This is a genomic window from Polynucleobacter sp. MWH-Creno-3A4 (assembly GCF_018881885.1).
Taxonomy (GTDB): domain Bacteria; phylum Pseudomonadota; class Gammaproteobacteria; order Burkholderiales; family Burkholderiaceae; genus Polynucleobacter.
This window is the reverse complement of sequence record NZ_JACXSA010000001.1, coordinates 949556-973240: the sequence shown is the minus strand read 5'-3', so window position 1 is coordinate 973240 and position 23685 is coordinate 949556. Positions and strand designations below refer to the sequence as shown.

At 44.2% G+C, this 23685-nt stretch carries 28 protein-coding genes; 10 read left to right on the top strand and 18 right to left on the bottom strand.

What is annotated here, in order from left to right:
* Positions 1 to 48: 48 nt before the first annotated feature.
* The 3 genes from pal to queC are packed head-to-tail and all read left to right on the top strand — an operon-like array spanning position 49 to position 2043.
* Positions 49 to 555: a peptidoglycan-associated lipoprotein Pal gene (gene pal / locus IEN92_RS04945; RefSeq protein WP_216161153.1), complete on the top strand. Its 507-nt coding sequence runs from the start codon at positions 49 to 51 to the stop codon at positions 553 to 555.
* Complete coding sequence (gene ybgF, locus IEN92_RS04940; protein ID WP_255539766.1) at positions 556 to 1287, top strand: tol-pal system protein YbgF; 732 nt, start codon at positions 556 to 558, stop codon at positions 1285 to 1287. It abuts the gene before it with no gap.
* Between the two features lie 12 nt (positions 1288 to 1299).
* Positions 1300 to 2043: a 7-cyano-7-deazaguanine synthase QueC gene (gene queC / locus IEN92_RS04935; protein ID WP_216161150.1), complete on the top strand. Its 744-nt coding sequence runs from the start codon at positions 1300 to 1302 to the stop codon at positions 2041 to 2043.
* Positions 2044 to 2051: 8 nt separating this feature from the next.
* On the opposite strand, the gene IEN92_RS04930 is transcribed toward queC, so the two are convergent.
* Genes IEN92_RS04930 through IEN92_RS04905 form a run of 6 tightly spaced genes read right to left on the bottom strand, consistent with a single transcriptional unit; the run spans position 2052 to position 5572 of the window.
* Positions 2052 to 2681 (bottom strand): riboflavin synthase, encoded by a 630-nt coding sequence (locus IEN92_RS04930; RefSeq protein ID WP_216161147.1) that lies wholly within the window; start codon positions 2679 to 2681, stop codon positions 2052 to 2054.
* A 9-nt stretch (positions 2682 to 2690) separates the two neighbouring features.
* Positions 2691 to 3806: a bifunctional diaminohydroxyphosphoribosylaminopyrimidine deaminase/5-amino-6-(5-phosphoribosylamino)uracil reductase RibD gene (gene ribD / locus IEN92_RS04925; protein ID WP_216161144.1), complete on the bottom strand. Its 1116-nt coding sequence runs from the start codon at positions 3804 to 3806 to the stop codon at positions 2691 to 2693.
* Between the two features lie 16 nt (positions 3807 to 3822).
* Positions 3823 to 4374 carry a GspH/FimT family pseudopilin gene (locus tag IEN92_RS04920; RefSeq protein ID WP_255539765.1) on the bottom strand — a complete coding sequence of 184 codons (552 nt, stop codon included), beginning with the start codon at positions 4372 to 4374 and terminating at the stop codon, positions 3823 to 3825.
* Positions 4367 to 4696 carry a hypothetical protein gene (locus IEN92_RS04915; RefSeq protein ID WP_216161141.1) on the bottom strand — a complete coding sequence of 110 codons (330 nt, stop codon included), beginning with the start codon at positions 4694 to 4696 and terminating at the stop codon, positions 4367 to 4369. The genes IEN92_RS04920 and IEN92_RS04915 overlap by 8 nt, the downstream gene beginning before the upstream one ends.
* On the bottom strand, positions 4693 to 5319 hold the full coding sequence (locus tag IEN92_RS04910) for a hypothetical protein (RefSeq protein ID WP_216161138.1): 627 nt from the start codon (positions 5317 to 5319) through the stop codon (positions 4693 to 4695). The genes IEN92_RS04915 and IEN92_RS04910 overlap by 4 nt, the downstream gene beginning before the upstream one ends.
* Positions 5243 to 5572: a hypothetical protein gene (locus IEN92_RS04905; RefSeq protein WP_216161135.1), complete on the bottom strand. Its 330-nt coding sequence runs from the start codon at positions 5570 to 5572 to the stop codon at positions 5243 to 5245. Before IEN92_RS04905 ends, IEN92_RS04910 begins: the two co-directional genes overlap by 77 nt.
* 122 nt (positions 5573 to 5694) lie before the next feature.
* Here IEN92_RS04905 and ribBA point away from each other — a divergent pair, with 122 nt between their 5' ends.
* From ribBA to nusB, 3 genes are read left to right on the top strand one after another with little or no spacing between them, the layout of a single operon-like run.
* Positions 5695 to 6834 carry a bifunctional 3,4-dihydroxy-2-butanone-4-phosphate synthase/GTP cyclohydrolase II gene (gene ribBA / locus IEN92_RS04900; protein ID WP_216161132.1) on the top strand — a complete coding sequence of 380 codons (1140 nt, stop codon included), beginning with the start codon at positions 5695 to 5697 and terminating at the stop codon, positions 6832 to 6834.
* 33 nt (positions 6835 to 6867) lie between these two features.
* Complete coding sequence (gene ribH / locus IEN92_RS04895; protein WP_216161129.1) at positions 6868 to 7380, top strand: 6,7-dimethyl-8-ribityllumazine synthase; 513 nt, start codon at positions 6868 to 6870, stop codon at positions 7378 to 7380.
* A gap of 8 nt (positions 7381 to 7388) precedes the next feature.
* Positions 7389 to 7901, top strand: a complete 513-nt coding sequence (nusB, locus tag IEN92_RS04890) for a transcription antitermination factor NusB (protein WP_216161126.1) — start codon at positions 7389 to 7391, stop codon at positions 7899 to 7901.
* A gap of 24 nt (positions 7902 to 7925) precedes the next feature.
* Here nusB and trmB read toward each other — a convergent pair whose 3' ends face one another.
* From trmB to IEN92_RS04870, 4 genes are read right to left on the bottom strand one after another with little or no spacing between them, the layout of a single operon-like run.
* Complete coding sequence (trmB, locus tag IEN92_RS04885) at positions 7926 to 8708, bottom strand: tRNA (guanosine(46)-N7)-methyltransferase TrmB (protein WP_255539764.1); 783 nt, start codon at positions 8706 to 8708, stop codon at positions 7926 to 7928.
* A 25-nt stretch (positions 8709 to 8733) separates the two neighbouring features.
* Positions 8734 to 9669, bottom strand: a complete 936-nt coding sequence (locus IEN92_RS04880; RefSeq protein WP_216161120.1) for a UDP-glucuronic acid decarboxylase family protein — start codon at positions 9667 to 9669, stop codon at positions 8734 to 8736.
* A 34-nt stretch (positions 9670 to 9703) separates the two neighbouring features.
* Positions 9704 to 10159, bottom strand: coding sequence for a DUF2721 domain-containing protein (locus IEN92_RS04875; protein WP_216161117.1), 456 nt, complete (start codon positions 10157 to 10159; stop codon positions 9704 to 9706).
* A gap of 33 nt (positions 10160 to 10192) precedes the next feature.
* Positions 10193 to 11038: an undecaprenyl-diphosphate phosphatase gene (locus IEN92_RS04870; protein WP_216161114.1), complete on the bottom strand. Its 846-nt coding sequence runs from the start codon at positions 11036 to 11038 to the stop codon at positions 10193 to 10195.
* Between the two features lie 119 nt (positions 11039 to 11157).
* On the opposite strand from IEN92_RS04870, the gene IEN92_RS04865 reads away from it, so the two are divergent.
* Positions 11158 to 12777: a TolC family protein gene (locus tag IEN92_RS04865; protein ID WP_216161111.1), complete on the top strand. Its 1620-nt coding sequence runs from the start codon at positions 11158 to 11160 to the stop codon at positions 12775 to 12777.
* A 1-nt stretch (position 12778) separates the two neighbouring features.
* Here IEN92_RS04865 and waaC read toward each other — a convergent pair whose 3' ends face one another.
* From waaC to rfbB, 5 genes are read right to left on the bottom strand one after another with little or no spacing between them, the layout of a single operon-like run.
* Positions 12779 to 13777, bottom strand: coding sequence for a lipopolysaccharide heptosyltransferase I (gene waaC / locus IEN92_RS04860; protein WP_370623867.1), 999 nt, complete (start codon positions 13775 to 13777; stop codon positions 12779 to 12781).
* A gap of 57 nt (positions 13778 to 13834) precedes the next feature.
* Complete coding sequence (rfbC, locus tag IEN92_RS04855) at positions 13835 to 14401, bottom strand: dTDP-4-dehydrorhamnose 3,5-epimerase (protein ID WP_216161106.1); 567 nt, start codon at positions 14399 to 14401, stop codon at positions 13835 to 13837.
* On the bottom strand, positions 14398 to 15327 hold the full coding sequence (gene rfbA, locus IEN92_RS04850; protein WP_216161103.1) for a glucose-1-phosphate thymidylyltransferase RfbA: 930 nt from the start codon (positions 15325 to 15327) through the stop codon (positions 14398 to 14400). Before rfbA ends, rfbC begins: the two co-directional genes overlap by 4 nt.
* A gap of 11 nt (positions 15328 to 15338) precedes the next feature.
* A complete protein-coding gene (rfbD, locus tag IEN92_RS04845) occupies positions 15339 to 16289 on the bottom strand; it encodes a dTDP-4-dehydrorhamnose reductase (RefSeq protein ID WP_216161100.1) in 951 nt (316 codons plus the stop codon).
* Positions 16290 to 16311: 22 nt separating this feature from the next.
* Complete coding sequence (gene rfbB / locus IEN92_RS04840) at positions 16312 to 17376, bottom strand: dTDP-glucose 4,6-dehydratase (RefSeq protein WP_216161097.1); 1065 nt, start codon at positions 17374 to 17376, stop codon at positions 16312 to 16314.
* A 194-nt stretch (positions 17377 to 17570) separates the two neighbouring features.
* On the opposite strand from rfbB, the gene IEN92_RS04835 reads away from it, so the two are divergent.
* The 3 genes from IEN92_RS04835 (at position 17571) to IEN92_RS04825 (ending at position 20396) form a co-directional block, all read left to right on the top strand.
* The gene (locus tag IEN92_RS04835) at positions 17571 to 18275 is read left to right on the top strand and encodes a DUF5672 family protein (protein ID WP_216161094.1); all 705 of its coding nucleotides are present in this window, start codon (positions 17571 to 17573) and stop codon (positions 18273 to 18275) included.
* A 77-nt stretch (positions 18276 to 18352) separates the two neighbouring features.
* The gene (locus tag IEN92_RS04830) at positions 18353 to 19378 is read left to right on the top strand and encodes a glycosyltransferase family 10 domain-containing protein (protein WP_216161091.1); all 1026 of its coding nucleotides are present in this window, start codon (positions 18353 to 18355) and stop codon (positions 19376 to 19378) included.
* On the top strand, positions 19371 to 20396 hold the full coding sequence (locus IEN92_RS04825) for a hypothetical protein (RefSeq protein ID WP_216161088.1): 1026 nt from the start codon (positions 19371 to 19373) through the stop codon (positions 20394 to 20396). Before IEN92_RS04830 ends, IEN92_RS04825 begins: the two co-directional genes overlap by 8 nt.
* 1 nt (position 20397) lies before the next feature.
* Here IEN92_RS04825 and IEN92_RS04820 read toward each other — a convergent pair whose 3' ends face one another.
* The 3 genes from IEN92_RS04820 to IEN92_RS04810 are packed head-to-tail and all read right to left on the bottom strand — an operon-like array spanning position 20398 to position 23560.
* Complete coding sequence (locus IEN92_RS04820) at positions 20398 to 21318, bottom strand: glycosyltransferase family 2 protein (RefSeq protein ID WP_216161085.1); 921 nt, start codon at positions 21316 to 21318, stop codon at positions 20398 to 20400.
* Complete coding sequence (locus tag IEN92_RS04815) at positions 21318 to 22217, bottom strand: DUF6492 family protein (RefSeq protein WP_216863902.1); 900 nt, start codon at positions 22215 to 22217, stop codon at positions 21318 to 21320. Before IEN92_RS04815 ends, IEN92_RS04820 begins: the two co-directional genes overlap by 1 nt.
* A complete protein-coding gene (locus tag IEN92_RS04810; RefSeq protein WP_216863901.1) occupies positions 22214 to 23560 on the bottom strand; it encodes a hypothetical protein in 1347 nt (448 codons plus the stop codon). Before IEN92_RS04810 ends, IEN92_RS04815 begins: the two co-directional genes overlap by 4 nt.
* Positions 23561 to 23685: the final 125 nt, after the last annotated feature.

Genomic DNA, 23685 nt, shown 5'->3' with positions numbered 1-23685 from the left:
TGGGCTAAGTAGTCACTCTGTAGTCAGTCTGTAAGAAAAGGAAAGATCATGAAGATTTCTATCGCACGTCGTGCCGCCACACTCACCCTGATTGGTATGAGCGCACTCTTGTTAGCAGCATGCTCTAGCGTGAAGCTTGACGATGTTGATGGTGCTGGTGGTAGCGGCAGTGGCAGTGGCAAATTTGGCTCACAGCCATGGAATGATCCGAGCAGCCCATTGTTTGAGAAGAGTGTTTACTTCGGTTTTGATGAGTACACGGTTCAGACTAAATATCAAAAAATGTTGTCTGCTCATGCAAGCTACTTAAAAGCCAATTCAAAGCAGAAGATCATCATTCAAGGCAATACCGATGAGCGCGGTACCGCTGAGTACAACTTGGCCCTTGGCCAACGCCGTTCAGATGCAGTACGCAAATCCTTGAACTTGATGGGTGTCTCTGATGATCAAATGGAAGCCGTGAGCTTTGGTAAAGAGAAGCCAAAAGCCGAGGGTGACACTGAAGCAGCTTGGGCAGAAAACCGCCGCGCTGATATTGTTTACATCACCAACTAAATGAAGATGCTTTTCAATTCTCCAAAACAAACGCTCTCACGAGCGTTTTGTTTAAGTGCCGCCCTTGTTTGTCTATGTGCTTCCAATAGTGCTTGGGCGCTGTTTTCAGATGATGAAGCACGCAAAGCGATTTTGGATCTCCGTAAATCACTCGCAACCACTCAGCTGGAGTTGCAAGGCCAAATTGATAAGCTCAAAGCAGATAACGCTGAGCTGCGCGGCAAGATTGAAGAACTTGAAAAGCAAGGTGAAGACATTAGCAATAGTCAAAAAACCTACTATCAAGATCTGGATAACCGCCTAGGCAATTTTGAGCCCCGCACTATTACCATTGAAGGTGTTAGCGGCACAGTACAGCCGGGTGAGAAAAAAGCGTATGACGATGCTTTGAAAGCATTTCAGGCAGGCAATCTGAAAAAAGCCGAAGATGGTTTTGCAGCGTTTACTGCTAAATACCCCAAGAGCCCCTACCTACCACTCGCGCTGTACTGGAGCGGTAACAGTAAGTATGCCAATAAAGACTACGCCGGCGCTATCAGCCAATTGCAAAGCTTGATTAAGCGATATCCTAATCATCCACGCATTCCTGCGGCCATGGTTACTTTGGGTAACTCTCAACTCGAGAGCGGCAATAAAGCGGCTGCTAAAAAAACGTTTAGCGACATTATTGCTAAATATCCTGACACAGAAGCCGCTAAAGATGCGCAGCAATTGCTAGCAGCAACGAAGTAAGATCAGCAATCCATGTCTAAGTTGTCCGCAGCCTTCCAGAATTTGGCACCGCGTTCACCCGGAGCACCTGCGGTCATCCTATTTTCCGGAGGCCTAGACTCCACAACGGTTCTCGCCTTAGCCAAAGATTTAGGTTATTCACCTTATGCCCTCTCAGTAGGGTATGGACAACGCCACTCTTCCGAGCTAGCAGCTGCAAAACATATTGCTAAGCAAATTGGGGTGGTCCGCCATGAGGTAGTGAATTTAGATCTGACTCGTTTTGGCGGCTCAGCCTTAACAGACTCATCCATTGCGGTGCCAACCACACCAGGTAAAGATCAAGAAATTCCGATTACCTATGTGCCCGCACGCAATACCATTCTGTTATCACTAGCTTTGGGATGGGCAGAGTCATTAGGTGGCTTAGATGTTTTCTATGGGGCCAATGCGGTGGATTACTCAGGCTACCCAGATTGCCGCCCTGAGTATATTGCGTCTTTTGAGCACATGGCCAACCTAGCCACCAAAGCTGGTGTAGAGGCCATCAATGATGAGAATCGCTTTCGGGTTCATGCACCCATAATCAATTTAACCAAAGCTGAAATCATCCAGTTGGGCAACACCATGGGGGTTGATTACTCCCAAACGGTTTCTTGCTACCAAGCCAATGATTTAGGTGAAGCCTGTGGTGAGTGTGAGTCTTGTCGTTTACGCCAAACAGGTTTTCAACAAGCCAATGTGAGTGATCCTACTCGCTACCGTAAAAATAAATAAATTCAGAATTATTTAGCTTGGGTATTTACTTGTGTCTCGAGCATACGTGCCACATAACGTGCAATCAAATCAATCTCTAAATTGACTGCATCACCCTGCTGCAAGTTACCTAAGGTAGTGTTTTCTAATGTATGTGGAATGACGTTGATATCCACAATACAAGCACTCGGTGTATCTTCGGTCTTATTGACAGTCAGTGAAACACCGTTCACCACAATCGATCCCTTATAGGCCAGAAAAGGTGCCAGCTCTTTTGGAGCCTCAATACGAAGCAGCCAGGAACCATAGGCATCGTTAGCGACTTGTGAAAAATGCGCGACCTTACCCACACCATCCACGTGCCCACTAACCAAGTGACCACCTAAACGATCATTGAGACGCATTGCTTTTTCGAGATTGACAGGGCCAACTCGATCTAGGCCAATAGTTTTGTTCAGCGACTCACGAGAAATATCTAAAGCAAAAGTATTGCCTTGAAATTGAGTTGCGGTCATGCACGCACCCTGAATAGCAATGCTGTCGCCTAAGGCAACATCCCCTAAATATCCTGGTGGCACTTCCACTACCAATTGCAACCCATCGCCCTTAGCTTGAACGCTTGTAATTTGACCAACTGCCGTGATGATTCCTGTAAACATAGAAAGATTTTAGTGCTTAATGAGTCTGAGTCTCAAATCGGGACCAAACAATCGTTGATCTAACACTTTCCAATCTTTAGACAGATCCAAAGTAGAAGGTGGTACTACATTTGCCATTCCAATACCCTCACCCATAAAAAATGGGGCGTAGTAAAGCAATAACTCATCTACACAGTTTTCTCGGAGCATGGATCCATTGAGCTTAAACCCAGACTCAATATGGATCTCGTTCATCTCGCGCTCTTTGGCTAAGTAGGAAAACAGCTTCGGCAAGTCTACTTTGCCAAATGCATTGGCCATCCCAATCACTTCAATGCCACGATCGGTAAAAGCCTTTGCTTTGTCGCGTCTCTCGGTTGACTCCAGATCAGCGCACACAATGAGAGCCTTCGATTGATCAAGGCTATTGAGTATTTTGGAGTTTGGTGGTGTCTCTAATTTGGAGTCAATGATGATTCTGACGGGCTGACGTGCTGTCACCACTTCCCTGATATTCAAAGAAGGATCATCTTCTTTGACGGTACCGACACCCGTGACAATCGCACAAGCTTGCGCACGCCAGTGATGGCCGTCAGCTCTAGCAAGCGGTCCGGTAATCCATTGGCTCTTACCGTCGGGTAATGCAGTCTTACCATCTAAGCTAGCAGCAATTTTCATACGCACCCAAGGAAGCCCTCTAGTCATTCTCGATATAAAGCCACGATTGAGCGCTTGGGCTTCTGACTCCAATAAACCACAATGCACTTCAATACCGGATACCCTTAAGCTTTCCAGTCCTTTCCCTGCTACCAAAGGATTGGGATCGCTCATCGCCACAATTACTTTAGCTGGCTTAGCAGCAATCAAAGCATCAACGCAAGGCGGCGTTCTACCAGTGTGATTACATGGCTCTAGAGTGACGTAAACGGTTGAGCCAGATGGATCTACCCCTTGAGATTGAGCATCTGCCAAGGCTTGCACTTCTGCATGTGCTTCACCTACCTTTTGGGTAAAGCCACGGCCAATGACTTGGCCATCTTTAACAATCAGACAACCCACCCGTGGATTAGGATTGGATAAATAAAGTGCCTTTTGAGCCTCAGCCAAAGCCTCGCTCATGAATTGGTGGTCAACTGCGCTGTACATGCATCTATTAAACCATTCAATGGCAACGCTTGGCATCCCTGGCTGGATCACAAATTCTCCAGCGGCCGCCACTACCTAAAATCAACTGGCGCTCGAGGCTGGGAGCCCGGTGATGACCTAAGATGAGTCGATTGGCCACAAAACCCCCTTGTCCCGTTTTAGCAGCGCCTGCGGCATTAAACAAAATACCGCTTTTGGCAGAGTGAGGGTCAACAAACTGCCTACCTCCACCCTTGAAGTAGATAGGATCTATGGCTCCTTGAGAAAACCAAAATTTAGGTATGCAGGTCGATGTCACCACCTTAGCAGTGCAACCACTCTGTGCTACCCAGCCGCCATCCCAGCCCAATTTAGAGGATGGAATGAGCAACACGGATTCACCAAGCGCCATTGCTTGTTGCCGAGCAAAATGGGCATGCGCAATAAATCGTCTCGCTACAGAGTTGATTTCTCGTTCAGCAATTTGTTTTTGTAAGAGTGGCATTGTGCTCATCGCAACGATGGCAATAATGAGTATCACTGCCATTAATTCGAGCAAGCTACTGCCCTCTGAACGATGCTTATTCAAAAACTTGCCGCCAATTGAGACGAGTAGTCATACCAGCATTTACATCCAAAGCAATATGAATTTCAATTCCAGGTTTTTGCTGACTCGTAATTCGCCAAATATTTTTACCAATTGACTGAATGAAGCAGGCATTCTCATTTAATGCATTAAGTGAGGTGAGATTACTCTCACAATCAGCAACTGCTTTTTCTACAGCAATAAAATTTTGCTGAGATTGTTCGATGGTTTGGACTGTAATGATCTGTAGTGCGCTTAAGCGTTCGAGGTGCAAGACCAGGGATTCACAAAGTAGCAGCAAGGAGATTACCCAGGCGAGAATCATGGCAGATTTCTTGCACTAAAAGTCCGCTCTAAGTCTATATTTAATAGGGCTCCGTCGGTCATTTGCAGGCTCACTTTAAATCGCTTTTGGGTCAATGCTGTATTTGCATTAGCAAGCTCCTGAATCAATAGATAGTTCACACCATTCATCAAGGTGGTGTTCTGTATACGACCTTGGCGATCCAATGATTGGCAAATCAAGGAGCCGCCATTAACCTTCATACCCTTGGCAATGCCAGCTTGTCTAGCTACCAAAAATCCTTGACGAGCTAAACCATTCTTAGTGCGCTCGAGATTGAGCGTATTACCAATGCAATCAAAATCTACTCCTGCTGAAAGCTCATGCTGAACGATTAATGTATCAGAACCTCGATAACCTGATTTTTTCTGAATCTCAATAAAGTGCTCTGCGCTTTTACCCTGCTGCTGAGAATGAATATTGCGATAGCCTGCCATACGTATTGCACGTCCCATCAACTCAAATGCTCGTTCCGCTTCAGAGATCAACAATTGTCTTTTTTCATACTCAACTTGTTTAGCCACTAAATCAGCGCTGATTTTTAATAGCGGATTGAGAAGTAGCATGCTGAGCGCGATTGCGACTAGGCACTCGAGAAGATTCATTTAGACCTTTCACCTTGAGGTTCTTTGTATGGATTACTCCCCGAGCCTGGAATCCCATTTCGAAGGTATCGAGCTCTCTTCTCAGCTGAGCTCTCTTATTTTCTGTTTGAGTCTTATGCAGAACCAAGCGTTGATAGGCCCCTAATGAACTCATCCATACCCCCACAATTAGGCTCATTGCCACCAAGACTTCTAGCAAAACGAAACCTGTAGCTTTACTAATACGGGAAGCCAAGGGGTTCTTTGAGCACATGGCAGCATTTTCAGGGGGTATGCACGCCCTTAAAAGACCTCTCGGTAGCTCTTACTGTCTGAAAGCTGACATATTCCAGTAGGACCTCACTTCAGTGCCTGCTCAGCTTAAAATAGAGGGCTATGCCAAATACCCTTGCATCCACTGAAGAAATCATTGCCGACCTACGCGCCGGGAAGATGGTCGTTCTCGTAGACGAAGAAGATCGTGAAAACGAGGGTGATCTTGTCCTAGCGGCTGATCACGTCACTGCAGAAGCGGTGAACTTTATGGCTAAGCACGGTCGTGGCCTCATTTGCCTCACCCTCACTCGTGAACGCTGCCAGCAATTAAACCTACCATTGATGGTGCGGGATAACGGTACCTCGATGGGAACCAATTTCACGGTCTCCATTGAAGCCGCTACTGGAGTGACTACAGGCATCTCTGCTGCAGATCGTGCCTTAACGATTAAAACTGCTGTTGCGCCGAATGCTAAGCCGAGTGATTTAGTGCAACCTGGTCATATCTTTCCGCTCATGGCTCAACCTGGTGGTGTGTTAATTCGTTCTGGTCATACTGAAGCAGGATGTGACCTTGCAGCCATGGCGGGTTGCTCTCCGACCTCGGTGATCTGCGAAATCATGAAAGACGATGGCAGCATGGCACGTTTGCCTGACCTGCTGGAGTTTGCCAAAGAGCATCAACTGAAGATCGGCAGCATTGCCGATTTAATTCAGTATCGTAGCCAACATGAAAGCATTGTGGTGCGTGAAGGTACCCGTGAATTTATTACCCCTTGGGGCAAGTTCCAAGGCATTATTTATCGCGATACCCCAAGCTCCTGCATTCACATTGCATTAGTACACGGCAAGCCAGTGGAATCTCAAGAAACTTTAGTACGTGTGCACGAACCAGTCACTGCCTTAGACTTCCTAGACTCACAGGCCAGCACTCACTCTTGGCCGCTTGCGCAGGCATTACAGCAGATCGCAGCAACACCAGCTGGTGTTGCAGTATTGCTAAATGCCTCTGGTATCGCTGCACCCGGGGATCAAGATTGGCTGGCACAGTTTCAGAAACTAAATCAGTCAAAAGATGAAGTTAAAAAACCTCTGTCACGTAAGACTGACTTTAGAAGCTATGGGATTGGCGCTCAGATCCTGAAAGATATTGGGGTTGGCAAAATGCGCTTGCTTGCCAATCCAAATCCTGTTCCAAGTTTATCTGGCTATAAACTTGAAGTGACTGGTTATCAAGCTTACACACCAGTTCATTCCTAAACTCTGCAGAAATTTATCTAGAAAATACTTATCATGACTAGCCCCAATAATGATTTTGTAGGCGTTCTTGAAGCAGACCTCAACGGTCAAGATCTGCGCATTGGTATTGTGCAAGCCCGCTTCAATGAACCGCATTGTCTTGCTCTGACCAATGCTTGCATCACCGAACTAATCGCTTTGGGAGTCTCTCAATCAGATATCAAGTTGGTAACCGTTCCAGGGGCACTGGAAATTCCGTTTGCACTTCAAAAACTTGCGGAAACGGGTGAGTTTGAAGGCTTAGTAGCCTTGGGCGCAGTCATTCGGGGTGAAACTTATCACTTTGAACTCGTTTCTAATGAATCAGCCTCTGGTATTACGCGCGTCTCCATTGATTCTGGTTTGCCCATTGCCAATGGGGTCTTGACTTGCGATACCGATGAACAAGCACAAGTTCGGGTTGATATCAAAGGTGCGGATTGCGCTAAGGCTGTAGTAGAAATGGCCAACCTCGCTTTGGCACTCACCCCCGATATCGATTTTGAAATCAATCCTAGCGAAGAATAATTTTTCTCATGCCTAAATCCACGCTCACTCCTTCTGATGCCCCAGGAAAGAAGGAAACAAAATCAGTAGCCCCCAAGCGCTCGCTGACGCCACGTCGTCGTGCTCGTGAATATGCCTTGCAAGGCGTGTATCAAAGTCTGGTAGTGCGCCGCGCAGGCAGCCTACCGAATAGCGCAGCAATTGCAAAACAATTGGCAGAGGATCCTGCGTTTAAACGTTGTCAGCTAGATTTATTTGAAGGCATTTTTCAAGGAGTTGTAGAGCGATCTGATGAATTAGAAGCCATCATTACGCCGGCACTTGATCGCCCCATCAATGAACTATCGCCTGTAGAGCATGCCGCCCTACTCATTGGTGCTTACGAATTGGCTGCAGATCTTTCTGTACCCTACAAAGTGGCTATTAACGAAGCGGTAGAGCTTGCTAAAACCTTTGGTGGTACCGATGGCCATAAGTATGTCAATGGCGTACTCGATTTACTCGCACAATCACTGCGCAGCGCCGAGGTAACGGCAGGCTAAACACTGCCGATGAGAATTGCTGGCCTACTTTTTTTGGTAGACCAGATCCCAAACACCGTGACCCAATTTGATACCGCGGGTTTCAAACTTAGTGATGGGTCGATAAGACGGTCTATCCACATATCCCAAATGTTCTGAGTTCAATTGAACCAAACTGGGCTTGAATTCATTTACAACCTCACCAGTCTTGGCAATATCTTCTTGAGTAAAAGTCTCTACTTTCACTAAATCGGTAGAAGTGTTTTGCAAAGTAAGCTCGGCATTTAAGACTAGGAGCATTTGTTCCGCGTAATTATGCCAATCTGTGGCTAGGTGAAGATATGCTCCAGACTTTAATTTAGAAACTAGTAAAGCCACAAAACCCGCCTTAATCAGGCGGCGCTTATGGTGACGTTTCTTATGCCAAGGATCAGCAAAATAAATATGAATGCCATCTAAAGAATTCGGGGCAATCATTTTTTCTAAGACTTCGACGGCATCATGACGAATCAAGCGCAAATTAGTGAGATGATTTTCACCAATCAATTTCAGCAGCGCACCCACGCCAGGGGTGTGAACTTCAATTGCTAAAAAATCATCTTGATTTCGAGTGGCCGCAATCTTGGCAGTAGTCTCGCCCATACCAAATCCAATTTCCAAAATCTTCGGATTCGTTGAGCCACCAAATGCAGAAACTAAATCTAAGACTTGTTCCTGAAAAGGCAAAAGATACTTTGGCCCCAGCTCATCGATCGCACGCTGCTGACCAGCAGTAGTCCTACCAGCCCGCAACACAAAGGATCGAATCCGCTCAAAGCGCTTTTCCAAATCTCCCTGCGCTTGCTGGACCAACTTAGGCTACAACCTTTTTAAAATAAGCAATCGTCTCTTTAAGACCATCTTCAAGATTCACCTTCGGCTGCCAGCCGAGCTTAGCTTTTGCCAACTCAATATTAGGCTGACGTTGCTTCGGATCATCTGATGGCAATGGCTGATGAATGATTTTTGATTTGCTACCCGAGAGTTTGAGGACTGCTTCAGCCAATTGCAACATGGTGAACTCGCCTGGATTACCGATATTGACTGGGCCTGTAAAGCCTTGTTCGGAGTTCATCATTTTGACCATGGCATCAATCAGATCGTCGACATAGCAAAAGCTTCGGGTTTGCTGACCATCACCATAAATCGTAATGTCTTTACCTTGCAAGGCTTGAACAATAAAGTTACTTACAACACGACCATCATTAGGGTGCATACGAGGGCCATAGGTATTAAAGATGCGAACCACCTTAATATCTAAACCATGTTGGCGGTTGTAGTCAAAGAACAGGGTTTCTGCACAACGTTTGCCTTCATCATAGCAAGAACGAATGCCAATGGGATTGACCTTACCCCAGTATTCCTCTGGTTGTGGGTGCACTTCTGGATCACCATAGACTTCACTGGTTGAGGCTTGCAAAATACGCGCTCTGGTTCTTTTAGCTAAGCCAAGCATATTGATTGCACCGTGCACGCTCGTCTTAGTGGTTTGCACAGGATCATATTGATAGTGCACCGGTGATGCTGGGCAAGCTAAGTTATAGATCTGATTTGTTTCTACATAGAGTGGAAAGGTCACATCATGGCGCATCAACTCTAATTTAGGGTTAGGCAATAAGTGCGCTAAATTTTCTTTGCTGCCAGTAAAGTAGTTATCGACCACCAAAACATCATTGCCCTCTTTTAAAAGCTTTTCGGTTAAATGAGAGCCCAAAAAGCCAGCGCCGCCAGTGATGAGAATTTTATTCATAGTTATTTTTGATTATGTAAGAAGTGAGTCTATTTTAACGACCATACAAGTTCCAACCGGCAGACCAATACGCATAGACTACCTCACCCAAAACGATGGATAAAGAGGTCATAAATGACATCAGGCCAAGGACAAAAGTCCAAATCACATAATCTGTCTTCATTGAGTGGACAGCGCCAGCTTGAAAAAAGAATAGCTCCAATACCGTGAGAGAAATAAAGATTCCACTTAAAACAACAAAAAAGATGGCCAGCGTACACAAACGCCCTCTTACCTGCGCCTCCTTGGCTTCAATCCGCATATGATTCAGAATATTCTGATCAGCCACTAGACCATCCTGAATCTTTTGTTGAATTGACCGCATACGGTCAACTGTTCTAGCAAGACGAGTCGAAATTGCATTGATGAGCGTAGCTACTGCAGTCAATAAAAATACTGGGGCAAGTGCCAGCTGAATATTGTTAGTAATTGCGTCTATGGATACATCCATCTTGGGTTCCGTGTAATTTATATTCTTAAGTTGTTAATGTGACCAAGCTATCAAGCCCGTATAGGCCGTAATCAAGACCAAGAGGCCGAAAGCAATGCGGTACCACGCGAACGGAATGAAATTGTGGTGCGCCACATAATGTATGAGCCAACGGACACAAATAAATGCAGATATAAAAGCAGCAACAAAGCCAATAGCCGTGGCCAGGGCAAATTCTCCAGTAAATGCAACTGGTGACTTCCATAGCTTTAATAACTCATAGGCAGTTGCACCGCCAATCACGGGAATGGCTAAGAAGAATGAAAACTCGGTAGCGACTGCGCGTGGTATTCCAAACAACATGCCGCCGATGATGGTTGCTCCAGAGCGTGATGTACCGGGAATCAGTGCGGCACATTGAGCTAGTCCAACTTTAAGAGCATCCAGTGGGGAGAGATCATCCACTGAATGAATATGATTTTTAGTGGTGGTGATTTTTTCTTGACGACGCTCGGCCCAGAAGATAATCAGAGCACCCACAATAAAAGCGCTTGCTACAGGAATAGGAGAAAACAAAACTGCTTTGATATGTTTGCCGAAGAAAAATCCTAAGCCCATCGCTGGAACAGATGCAATCACTAAATTGAGAACAAAGCGGCGGGAAGCGGCACTAGAAGCAAAAGATGAGACAACCTTTAGGAGCTTGCTACGAAATTCCCAGCAGACCGCCAAAATTGCCCCGAACTGGATAATCACCTCAAAGGCTTTACCCCGGTCATCATTAAAATCAAGCAAATCTCCAACCAAGATAAGGTGTCCAGTACTAGAGATCGGCAAAAATTCCGTGAATCCCTCGACCACCCCTAGAATGACTGCTTTTAGTAACAAAATTAGATCCATCAGCAAATTTTATAGGCTTATGGGGAATACAAGCCTATTTGGCAAAATACCCTCCCAAATAGGCGCTTTGTACGAATTAGCCTTAAACTTCAAGGCACATTGAAAAGTTTCCGAATTAGATGACCCAAGCCCGTTTTCGTCACCCCAAAATTAGCACTATTGCTTTAATCCTAAGTCAGGCACTTGGTCTCAACTTGGTCGCTTTCAATACGTTTGCTCAAAGTCCAAACGATGCCGCAAGACCGGCTCTACCTACTCCAATGAGCGCCTCGACCCTCATTGGTCTAGAGCAACCCCCTCAATTTGTACCCCCTAAAGCTGCGCTACCCAGTACCTCGGCACCTTCAAACCTTACCGGAAGCAAAGCGGGCAATAACCAGGGGCAGCTAGTAGATTTAATACAGCTATATCAAGAGGCTGCTTTCAGTGACCCGGTATTGAATGCGGCTCGGTTTAATTATCAGGCGAGCAAGGAACTCTATTGGCAAGGACTATCTCTATTGTTGCCACAGGCTAATGCCACACCATCGGGTACGCGCTACTACCAACATGGTGCCAACACCACCTTAGTATCCAACTCCCCAGGAAATTCAAGGGTATTTGACCAAAAGAGTTACACCGTCACCTTAACGCAACCCGTATTTAACGTTGGTGCGCTTGAAGCATTTAAACAAGGTGATCTCAATACTAAGATTGCAGATATGCGTTTTTATTTAGCGCAACAGGATCTGATTATTCGTGTATCACAGGCATATTTTGATGCCCTCACCAGCCAAGACAATGTTGCGCTCTATCGCAATAAAAAGGATTTAATCAAACAGCAGTTAGATATCGCTCAAGCCAAATTTGATGCAGGTCTTGCGACGATAGTGGATGTCAACACAGCGCAAGCAGCTCTGGATTTGGCAACCTCACAAGAGATTACTGCTCAAGCGGATTTGATTGTGAAGCGTGGCGTACTTGAGCAACTCGTGGGACACCCTGTTGGCCCTCTTAAGCCATTGGTGAAGGAAGCCAAAATTGATGGGGTCCTAAAGGATCCACGCTCGAAGAGCAAAGATAGCAAAGGCAATCCAATTGCTGAATCCGTTAACCCTCAACTTCCTCCAGGGCAAACAATGGAGGATTGGATCAACCAAGCAGAAGCTGCTAACTTTAATGTCTTAGCCACTCAACTCTCGGTAAGTCTTGCGGAAAGTACTTATAGAGCTGCTCAAGCCCTTAACTACCCCTCTTTAAATCTGGTGGGAACCACTGGATATAACACTTCAAATGGCACACCAAATAGCTACACACCGGCAAATACAAACGTTTACAACAATACCGTTGCCCTGCAAATGACCATTCCCCTCGTATCTGGTGGCTACAACACCTCAGTAATTCGTCAGAATGCCGCTCTAGTTGATCAGGCAAAAGCCAACTATGACAACGCCCGTCGTACTGCCGCACAAAACACTAGAACCGCATTTACAGGCTTTTATGGTGGCTTAGCCAGCGTGAAGGCATTTGAAGCAGCAGAGCGATCATCAAATTCCGCCCTGGAATCAAGCAAACTCGGATTTCAGGTCGGCACCTTGATCAATATTGATGTCTTAATCGCTCTTGATACCCTGATCACAACCAGATCGCAACTGCAGCAAGCGCGTTACAACACCATTCTCAATGCTATTAAATTAAAGGCTCATGCAGCCTCATTGACGGACGAAGATTTACTCTCCATTAATACTTTACTGCGCTAAATTAGGGCAGTAAAGTAAGCGAAGCTTTCACGACTTCGGTAGCGCTTGGTGGGCTTTCAATATCGCCAACATTGCAAATATTTTTTGCCCAATAGCCCTCAGTCTTCCAGCGCGGCGAATCGCAATAAATTTCTACCGTTGGTTTTCCCAAGACAGCCGCTAAGTGCGTCAGGCCAGTATCGACTCCGACAGCCAATGCTGCGCCCGTAATTATCGAAAAAGCATCTTCTATTGAAAATGCTGAAGGAACAAAGGAGCCGGGAATTTGACTGGCAAGTTGAGTGCTCATTTCTTTTTCAGCAGAATTGCCCCAGGGTAAAACGATTTGGTAGCCACGACTAGAGAGTGCTTTACCCAATTCAATCCAGTTTTCATTTGACCACCGCTTTGCCTCTCTAGCGGTGGAATGAAAACATAATACATAGGGCTTTTTTATGCCTTCCATTTGGAGTTTTGGAAGTTTTTGAGCAAAGGATTCTGGATAAAACAAAGGCGTGTTTGTACGATCAATCAAGGGCCAATCCAGAGATGAGCACATGACCCACCGTGAACGATCTACTGCATGACAATCATCCGGCACCTGAACGGCTTGATTATAAAAAGATCGGGCAATCGGTTCATACCCAGAATACCGAGTGGCATTGGCAAGTCCTGCTACCACTGCATTAGGAGATTTATTGGCCAGCGCACAAACTAAAGCTGACTTTAGAAGACCTTGGGTCTCAATAATGTAGTCATATCGAACCACTTGTAATTGTTTCTTAAACACTAACAATTCTCTCCAAGTGTTTAAACAAGCTAGCTTCTTCTTCCAGCGACGGAGCCCAAAAGGAATAATGCGATCGATGCCTTGAAATCCATCCCTAGTTAAAAGTGGCTCAAGAAGATGCACATAGCCCTCCTCAACAACCCAATCAATTTGTGCATTGGGTAGGCGCGAGCGCAAATCCCAAACAATCGGTAGGTTGTGCAATATATCTCCAAGCGAGGAGAGTTTCACCAATAAAATTTTAGGTGAGCTGGTAGGATTGTTTAGGGATTGATTGCTCATGGGAGCTTAAAACTTTGGTGCCGCGCCCCAAAGTAAGCCGGCAGCATCTTTAGCATTTAAATTGGGTGCCACTCCAGGCGGGAGGGGCCACTCAATGGCAATCGTTGGGTCATTCCATGCTAAGCAGGCTTCGCTTTCAGGATGGTAGTAATCCGTCGTTTTATACAAAAATTCAGCCGTCTCTGTTAGTACTAAAAATCCATGGGCTAAGCCAGGAGGAATCCAAAGCTGTTTGTGATTTTGAGCGCTCAGCCCAACCCCCACCCATTTGCCATAGCCGGGCGAGTCTTTACGAAGATCCACTACAACATCAAACACGCTACCCGCTACAACACGAACTAATTTGCCTTGCGTGTGTTCAAGCTGATAGTGCAGGCCACGTAAAGTCCATTGGCGAGAGAAGGAATGATTGTCTTGTACAAACTCCACATCTAAGCCAGTCGCATTTGCAAAGTCAATGGCGTTAAAAGATTCAGTGAACCAACCGCGTTCATCACCAAATACCTTTGGCTCAATAATCAACACATCATGAATCGCAGTAGCCGTTACTTGGAGCTTAGAGGGCGAACTCATTTACCCGCCTTTTTTGCAGATAAAGAAATCGGTTGGACGGAACTATTAAGCTCTTTCAGAATCTTCTGGAGATATTGTCCGTAACTATTTTTACTCAGTTGAGCAGCCACTTTTTCTACTAGATCTGCACTAATCCAGCCCTGACGGTATGCAATCTCCTCTGGGCAAGCCACCATGAGGCCTTGACGCTTTTGCAATGTCGCAATAAAACCAGCTGCATCTAGTAGTGAATCATGTGTACCGGTATCTAGCCATGCAAAACCACGGCCCATGATCTCCACACTCAACTCATTCTTATCGAGATAAGCACGATTTACATCGGTAATTTCCAGCTCTCCGCGAGCACTAGGCTTAATAGAGGCGGCGATATCGCATACCTGATTGTCGTAAAAATACAGTCCAGTTACGGCATAATTACTTCTGGGGTTGAGAGGCTTTTCTTCGATTGAGAGAGCTTTGTAGTCTTTATCGAATTCAACAACGCCATAGCGTTCTGGATCGTTTACGTGATAGGCAAATACAGTGGCGCCGGACACTCTATTGTTAGCGCTATCTAATTGATCTACTAATTCATGCCCATAAAAAATGTTATCGCCCAAGACCAAGGCGCTTGGACTATTTCCTAAAAAGTTTTTGCCCAATGTGAATGCCTGGGCAAGACCATCTGGTGAGGGTTGCACGCAATACTCAATATTTAACCCCCATTGCGAACCATCGCCTAAAAGCTCAGAAAAACGCGGGGTATCGTGGGGGGTAGAGATCAATAAAATATCTCGAATACCAGCTAGCATCAGAGTACTCAACGGGTAATACACCATGGGCTTATCGTAGACTGGCATTAGCTGCTTTGAGACTGCCTGGGTCACCGGATATAAGCGAGTACCCGAGCCACCAGCCAAGATAATGCCTTTACGATTTAACGCCATACCTATAGCCTTTAAATGAGTTTGTCCTGGATAAGCTGGGTAACATAGGTCTTTACCTCATCAGTCCAATGACGTTTATAGTGCTGCAATTTTGACATATCGCCAATCTGCTCTATAGCTTTAGCTAATTTAGCCGTATCCATTCTAGAATTCTTAGGTCGAGGGGCTGGTAAAGGGTATTCCGCCGCCAGAATAGGCTTGATTGCTTCAGCCCTTGTCTTCAGAATGAAGTTTGCATCTGTCGCAATTTGAACAGCCATCTTTGCCAAGCCATACCAACTTGTTTCGCCAGCGGGGACAGCATGATAGATACCCGAAGAAAATTCTCTGATTTGAAAATGGTGATCAAGGGCTAAATCCAGACTGAGCTGAGCCAACCAATCGGCGCTTGTCGGCGCACCATATTGATCTTCGATGACTTTAAGTTCTTCACGCTCTTTTGCAAGACGCAGAATTGTTTTGATGAAATTACTACCATCTCCATAAACCCAACTGGTTCGAAAAATTGCATATTGACCTTGAGTAGCTCCAGCAAAAACGGTTTCAATTGCGTCTTCACCCGCAGCCTTGCTCTTGCCATAAATGCCTAAAGGATTACGAAGATCATCCTCAACATAAAAGTCTTCTTTATTACCATCAAAAACATAGTCCGTTGAGTAATGCAAAAAGGTAGCGCCATGCTCTACCGCATAAAGAGCCATGATTTCAGGTGCTTTAGCGTTAATAGCAAAGGCCATCTGCTGCTCTTCTTCCGCCTTATCGACTGCTGTGTAGGCAGCTGCATTGATAATGAGATTAGGTCTGGAGTGATGTAACAACTCATAAATAGCAATAGGGTTAATGAGATTACATTGATCTCTGCCTACATATTCGATATTTATTCCTGAGTGCGGATTAGTACTCAATAGTTTTTGAAAAGCCTTGCCTAATTGACCATCTTTACCAAAGATGAGAATGTTCATTTGCTCGTTCTTTATGAATGAATTAGCTGTACTGCTTATTTAGCCAGTCGCGATAAGAGCCGCTCACAACACCCTCAACCCAAGTGGGATTATCTAAATACCATTGCACTGTTTTGCGAATACCGGTATCAAAGGTTTCAGCTGGACGCCAACCAAGCTCATGCTCTACCTTACTAGCATCAATCGCATAACGACGGTCATGACCCGGACGATCCTTAACAAAGGTAATTTGCTCAGCATAGGATATCCCATCAGCGCGGGGTTTGAGTTCATCAAGGATGCAGCAGATCGATTTCACAACATCAATATTGGCTTTTTCATTCCAGCCACCAATGTTATACGTCTCACCCAATTTACCGTTTGCCAATACCTCTCGAATAGCTGAGCAATGATCACCAACATATAGCCAGTCGCGCACTTGCTGTCCATCGCCATAGATAGGTAGGGGCTTACTATTGAGTGCGTTCAGAATTACGAGTGGAATTAACTTTTCCGGGAAATGGTAAGGGCCGTAGTTGTTAGAGCAATTTGTAGTAACCACTGGAAATCCATAGGTATGAAACCAAGCGCGCACTAAGTGATCAGAGGCTGCCTTTGAAGCGGAGTATGGGCTATTAGGCTCATAGGGATTTAATTCCGTAAAAGCAGGGTCCGTTGCAGAAAGCGAGCCATACACCTCATCTGTCGAGACATGATGAAAACGAAAGTCATCTTTTGCTGCCGCTTCAAGCGTATTCCAGTGCTCCCTTGCGCACTCCAATAAATTGAATGTGCCGACAATATTAGTTTGTACAAACTCAGCTGGCCCATGAATAGATCGATCCACATGGCTTTCAGCTGCAAAGTTCACAATCGCACGTGGTTGGTATTCTTTTAATAAATTAGTGACCAGTACTTTATCGCCAATATCGCCATGAATAAATACATGGCGGGGGTCATCTTTTAAGGAGTCAAGAGTGGCAAGGTTGCCTGCATAAGTGAGCTTATCAAGATTAATGATGCCCTCAGCGCTTTGGTTGGCAAGCCAATTTAATACAAAATTACCGCCGATAAATCCAGCGCCGCCAGTTACCAAAATCATACACATTCCCCTCAATTATCCCTAAAATGATTGTACTAGAATCCACCCCTCTCTAAATGCATAAAACTAGTCACCCAATCAATCCAGCGATCCTTATTCCAATGCATCGGGGGGCACCTTCGCCAGAGGAAAAAGTGGCTTTAATTCAATGTCAAAACATTTTGGGTGAGCATCCAATTTATCTATTGCATCCAGAAGGAATGAGCACCCAAAACTATCAGAGTATCTTCCCATCATTAAAGACATTGACCGCACCAGCAGAAACCATGGCAAGTATTTCTGCATACAACAAGCTCATGATTTCTCCATTTATCTTTAATGCTCTTGCCTCACATTCACACATATTGATTCACGAGCCAGATGCAATCGTTCTACAAAATGATTTGCATTATTGGTGCGAACAGGATTTTGATTACATTGGCGCGCCATGGTTCACAAGCGATGAAGTAGGTAATCTTCAATTAAAAGCTACTGGCAATTTTGGACTTTCACTGATTAATGTTAGATCTGCAAATTCTCTTTTTGCAAATAACCCGCGCTGGTATAGTCCGAACATGATCATTCGCGACCTTCTCAGAGGCTTGAGAGGACAAAGAGGTATGTTTATAAGAGCAGTAAGATCCATGGGATCTTCAGGTAAGATTTTCAGTGCCCACTATCTCTATAAAGACCATTGCGATATTTTTTGGAGTTACTTGGTCCCCAAAGTAGCGCCCCAGTTTAGAATTGCACCGCCAGAGAATGCGATTCATTTTTCCTGGGAAGAGAGCCCACAGAAATGTTTTGAAATCTGTAACGGAAAATTACCCTTTGGAATTCATGCTTGGAATAAATATGATCCGATTTTCATAAAATCCTTATTGATTCATTCCGGAGTAGGACTAGACAATCAAAGCTCTGGCTAGGCAGTTCATCCAAGGCTCGAGTTGTCTTAGTCAATGATGTAATCCGCCTATCAAGGTTAATCCTGCGACAATAAACCATGTTATTTGCCAATTACTACCAACCAGATAGAGTAAAAAATGCCTCTTTTGAAGAAATTGATAGGCACCACACCTACAACCCTACCTTTACCAATAGATTATTAAGATCAGAATTCTTAAGACGCGGGGTTGAATTAAATAACCCCGATGTCAATATTGGTCGCGACATCCTATTTAATCTATTTCATGATGGCCAAGACATATCATTGAATCAATCAATTTCTGGGCCCAAATATTTAATTGCAACAGAAAATCCCATTATTTGTCCACTTAATCAAAATCAGGAATATCTCAAAACATTCAATGGCGTATTTACCTGGAATACTAACTTCACTCAACTAAACAATGTGAGTCATCTCTTCATTCCCAATCAAATTCGAAATCCAGAAACACCGTCATTTGATGAGAGACCAATCTTTTCCTGCATCATTAATGCCAATAAGGCATTCCCCCGGCAAATAGAGAATGATCTTTACAAGGAACGACTTGAAGTGATCCGTTGGTATGAAAAAAATGATCCTCAGTCTTTTGCCCTCTATGGGCTTGGCTGGGGTAAGCCAGAACCCGCCTTTAGCTTTTCCCAAAAGTTAGGTAGACGATTTAAACGCTTAGCAACACAGGTCTACGGATATAAGCCCTTTCCAAGCTATGCTGGAGAAATCGAAGACAAGAGTAGTGTTTACCGAAAAACAAAATTTGCATACTGCTACGAAAACGTAGCCAATCTACCTGACTATATTAGCGAGAAAATATTTGATTGTTTTTTTGGGGGGTGCGTACCGATATATTGGGGCTCAAATACGATTGATAGCCATATACCGAGCGATTGCTACATCGATAGAAGAAACTTTAAGAATACTGAAGAGGTACACCGCTACCTACTGAGCATTCATAAGGAGGAGTACTCAAGCTACCAGGAAAGCATCCGCCAATTCCTGTTAGGTAAAAAAGTAATGGAATTTGATACCTCCAACTATGTTTCCATTATTGTCAATAAAATCTTATCCGATCTGCGCCATGAATAATCGATTTTTAATCGACTATGACAATCCTGATGCTGGTATTGGCCACTCAATGGGAATCATCAATAGAGCTGTCAAAATTGCTTCACGTAATGATTTGCAACTCGCCTATTCAGAATCACAACTTGAAAAATCTCATAGCCAATCTTGGAAATGGAATATCAAGCAACTCCTCAGAAAACTAAGAGGAAGAAATGCTTATGAAACTCACAATATTGGTAATGATTTAAATCTGATGTTAAATCTAAAGGATCTTTTAATTAGTCGAGATGATATAGAAAGAAGGATACATCAAGAAAAAATCCAACTTTTAGAATTACCAAGACTTCAAATTGATATCCCATCTAATGAGCAAATGGATGATGAAGCCTATCGTGAAATTGATCAGTTCATCCAAAGTCACCCCGGCCCCAATATTGTCTTTAAAATTAGTCGAAACCTCTCAGGAGACTATGAATATGAATCAACGAGAGAGTGGTTTCATAAAGCCTATTTAAAAGCTCGAGAAACTTACCCTATTCCCCTGAGTTTTAATGCTAAAAAGTTAAACATTGCTATTCATATTAGACGCGGAGATCTGCTGCCTGGCAGGCAATTCTCCGACCTTTCCTCCAGAATGCTGCCGGATGCATGGTACTTAGAAATCCTTAATACCATCTTGAACAAAGCAATCAAGCCAGTCGCAATTCACATCTTTAGTGAAGGTAAGGATGGTCAGTATCGCTCAGAAAGCGGGGAACCCTTCTCCTGGAAACATTACTTCAATCAAACTGATTATGAAATCCATGAGCATATTGATAGTGATTTCTTGAGTACATTTCATCACTTGATGCATGCCGATATTTTGATTGGATCTAAAAGTGGCATGAGCCATCTTGCAGCCACCCTAAACACTCAAGTTAAGCTAATGCCAAAAATGTGGCACTCATATAGAGGCAGCAAGCAATTGCTTGAACTCCCAAACTCAACGCACGAATTAGATAGAGCCAGTATTTTGGCTGCAGTTCAGCCAGCACTGTAACTCAGTGAAGTAAGTAGGTTGCCCATACCCCAACCACCAGGCGCTCTAGACGCGTAAATGGGGTGAAAAGTCTGTTTCTTCGGTATTGAAAACGCGCATATATTTCCGCATTTGCTTTTAATGAAATTGATTTGAACTTGCTATTTAATTCTCTCAAGAGCCCAATTCCATATTTCATTCGCTGTATAAATGGCATATGTCTTGGATAAAAATCTGCTGATATTCCGAGTAACTCAAGATACTTTTTCTGCACCTCAATAGTAGTCACTCTAAATTTATCTAAATGCACTGAACTGGTTTGTGCAGGATAGCGCCTATAGGTAATTAAGCGCTCTTTTAAATTCAAGAAACGATAGCCTGCTGCAGCCATCTGCACCCATAAATAATAATCTTCAGAGGTCAATATGGCTGTATCGTATTTAAAGCGCTTAAAAATTTCTGTCTTTCCAGTCATTGCAGAGTTGCAAAGCCCGCAATACACTGCCAATAAAGCCCTTAAATCAGAATCCGTAAATTTATCTTTTGATTTTTTGATTTTTTGCTTAGCCTCATCTAGCACCCACTGCGCACTGCCACAGATATCGCAATCACCCCGCTCCAAGCTATCTATTTGCTTTTCAATACGTGTCAGGTCAGCGATATCATCGGCGTCCATGAGAGCAATGTACTGCCCCGCAGCCCTATCAATCATTTCATTGCGGGCTCTAACTACCCCAAGGTTAGTATCAGAAAACATTCTCACAATCCGAGGATCCTGATACGACTCAATAAGCTCTCTAGTTTTATCGGTAGAGCCATCATCGAAAATAATGAGCTCAATATTTCTATAGGTTTGATTCAATATGCTATTAATAGCTTCGGCAATATACAACTCCGAATTGAATGCCGGCATGAGAACGCTCACTAGCGGTGTCATAGTCATCAAATAAAACTTTGCAGATAACGGCCAACCCGTTTTAATTTTTTGAGTGTTCTAGATAGCAAAGATTTTTCACTACCTCCATAGTCCAAGCTTAAATCCCAACTAGATTGATAAATTACACCAAGGTAATTTTCTTTTAACTTGGATGGCAACTCGCCAACTCGACGCAGTAAAAAGTAGTGCCAGTCGTAGTAGTAAATCCGGAACAACTGCTCAATAGGATGCAGCGGAATTGCCTTGTAATTCAATAGCGCCTCTAAATACAAGAGTGTTTCAGGATGATCGGGTGTGCAAATATCCCAAAAAGTCAAACCCCGTGGCTTAAGAAAAGATTCATCCAGTGATTTCCAAACCTTGGTTGACCATATAAATGGTGGGCAAGGACAATAGTAGTTAGGGCCTTGGCGTGTGAACAATGCCTTCACTCGGTCGCCCTCAGCCTTTAGCTCTTGCGGGGCTTTTGCGAAGCCACGATCCACAGCCAACTGAAAATATTCTTTATTTTGATAAATGACTGTGTATGGATTTCCATCGGCAGCCAAGAAATCCGATTTACGAAAGTCTTTGATAAAAATGCAATCTGAATCAAGGCAAACGTAATTTTCAGAAATATTTAAACGCCAAAATTCTGATTTGATGACCTGCTGTGTAAGGCCGCCCGCCTTATTTTTTTCAACTCCTACAGGAGCTTCTGTATTTGCTTTAATAATTGACTCATCCGAGACCCATTCGTATCCCTTTTCGCCAACCAGTTCTTTCAATAAATCACGATCCTCAAGAGGAGTAGAGATGTAAAAGGGAATTTCATCAATGTTGAATTGTTCAATTGAATCTAATAAATGCTTTAGGCGCAAAAAGTCTTTTCGATACGATTTGCAGTAAAGAACGATTTCTTTCAAGATGCGACTTTCTGATATGCGATATGTGAAAGAATACTGCGAACAGCCTGATCCACCCCAATTGGCTTCCAGATAGGCTCAATCAGCTGTTTTTGCTGCCAATCCAACCAAATTCTTTCAAGCGCCATATTGATTCCAGCATTATCTCCATCGGAACTCAAATATGAGCCCCGATCAAGAAGCATTTGATCTAACTGAGGGTTGCGATGGGTAATACCCCAAATAGGACGGCCTGCCCACAAATAATCATAGAATTTTGAAGGTATGTACTCAGCACACCACTCATCATTTCCATGCAGCAATATTAAGACATCGGCTGCTTGCATTCTTTCAGCAACCTGTTCACGACCAGACTTACCAGTAGTTGGGTCGCGCTCTAATCTTCCATGCGCCCGCAAAATATCTGAAAATTCATATTGGTCGATGGCTTCTAAAGATAGTCTATCCAAAGGTGCGCCATAAGCATGAATTCGTAAATGTTCTCTCGCCTCAGGATATTTAGCAAATAATGAGTCAGCTGCTCGTAAAATAATGGAGAGTGAGCGATCGTTTGCCAGTGACCCGAAATGACATAAATTTAAATATTGGCCATATTGATGGCTTGAATGCCCTTCAATGCTTCCAGGTGGGTTAGCGCCAGGTATCACTGAAAATCCCTTTGCATTGCCAGGAGTATTTAAATTTGGATTACGAACTTTGGCGTACTGCAAAGCGCCATCAGTAAACCACCAAACGTAATCAGAATATTTACATAGCTGACTTTCTAAATAATGGCGAAAGCGTGCATCCCGATTTTTTGGCAATTCAAAGCCTTGATCATTGGGGTCCTTCCGAATTACCAACGGATCATGAACCTCAGATACCAAGGGAAGGCCAGTTGCCCTCTTTAGCCATACGCCCGCTAAGTGAGCAGACCAAGCACTGCCGATGGAATAAATAACATCGACCTTTCCTCGCCGAATCAAAATATATCCGCGCACAAACGCGGGAAGCGCCCAAGACCACTGGCTAGAATAGCCTAGAAGCAACTTTTCAATCGCTATCAAGGGCGCCAATAAAATTGAAACTGTCCGCGTTAGAAGCTTATAAATAAAACCGCGACCAAATTTGTTTGCAATCCAATGACGAAAATCAAAACGAAATGCTGAAGGCCCCCATGCCAAAAACTGTTGATGCGGAAAGCGTTGATCTTTGATTCCTGTAATTGCACTAAAAACCACGGGCTTAATACCGGCATCCAATAAATAGGGAATTTTATCGGTGATCGTCAAACTCGCTGCACGACCGTCCATATTGAATGCATGGGATAGCAATAACCAGTTGTTCTTATTCTCAATAGACATGCGTTTTAATCAATCTTCCTGTTTAAGACAATGCTTAATGCGATGACAGGGATAGGCATTAAAATAATCGCCAACCTAGCCTTAATAAAAGAATTATAGTGGGCGCACCTAGATTGATTATATAA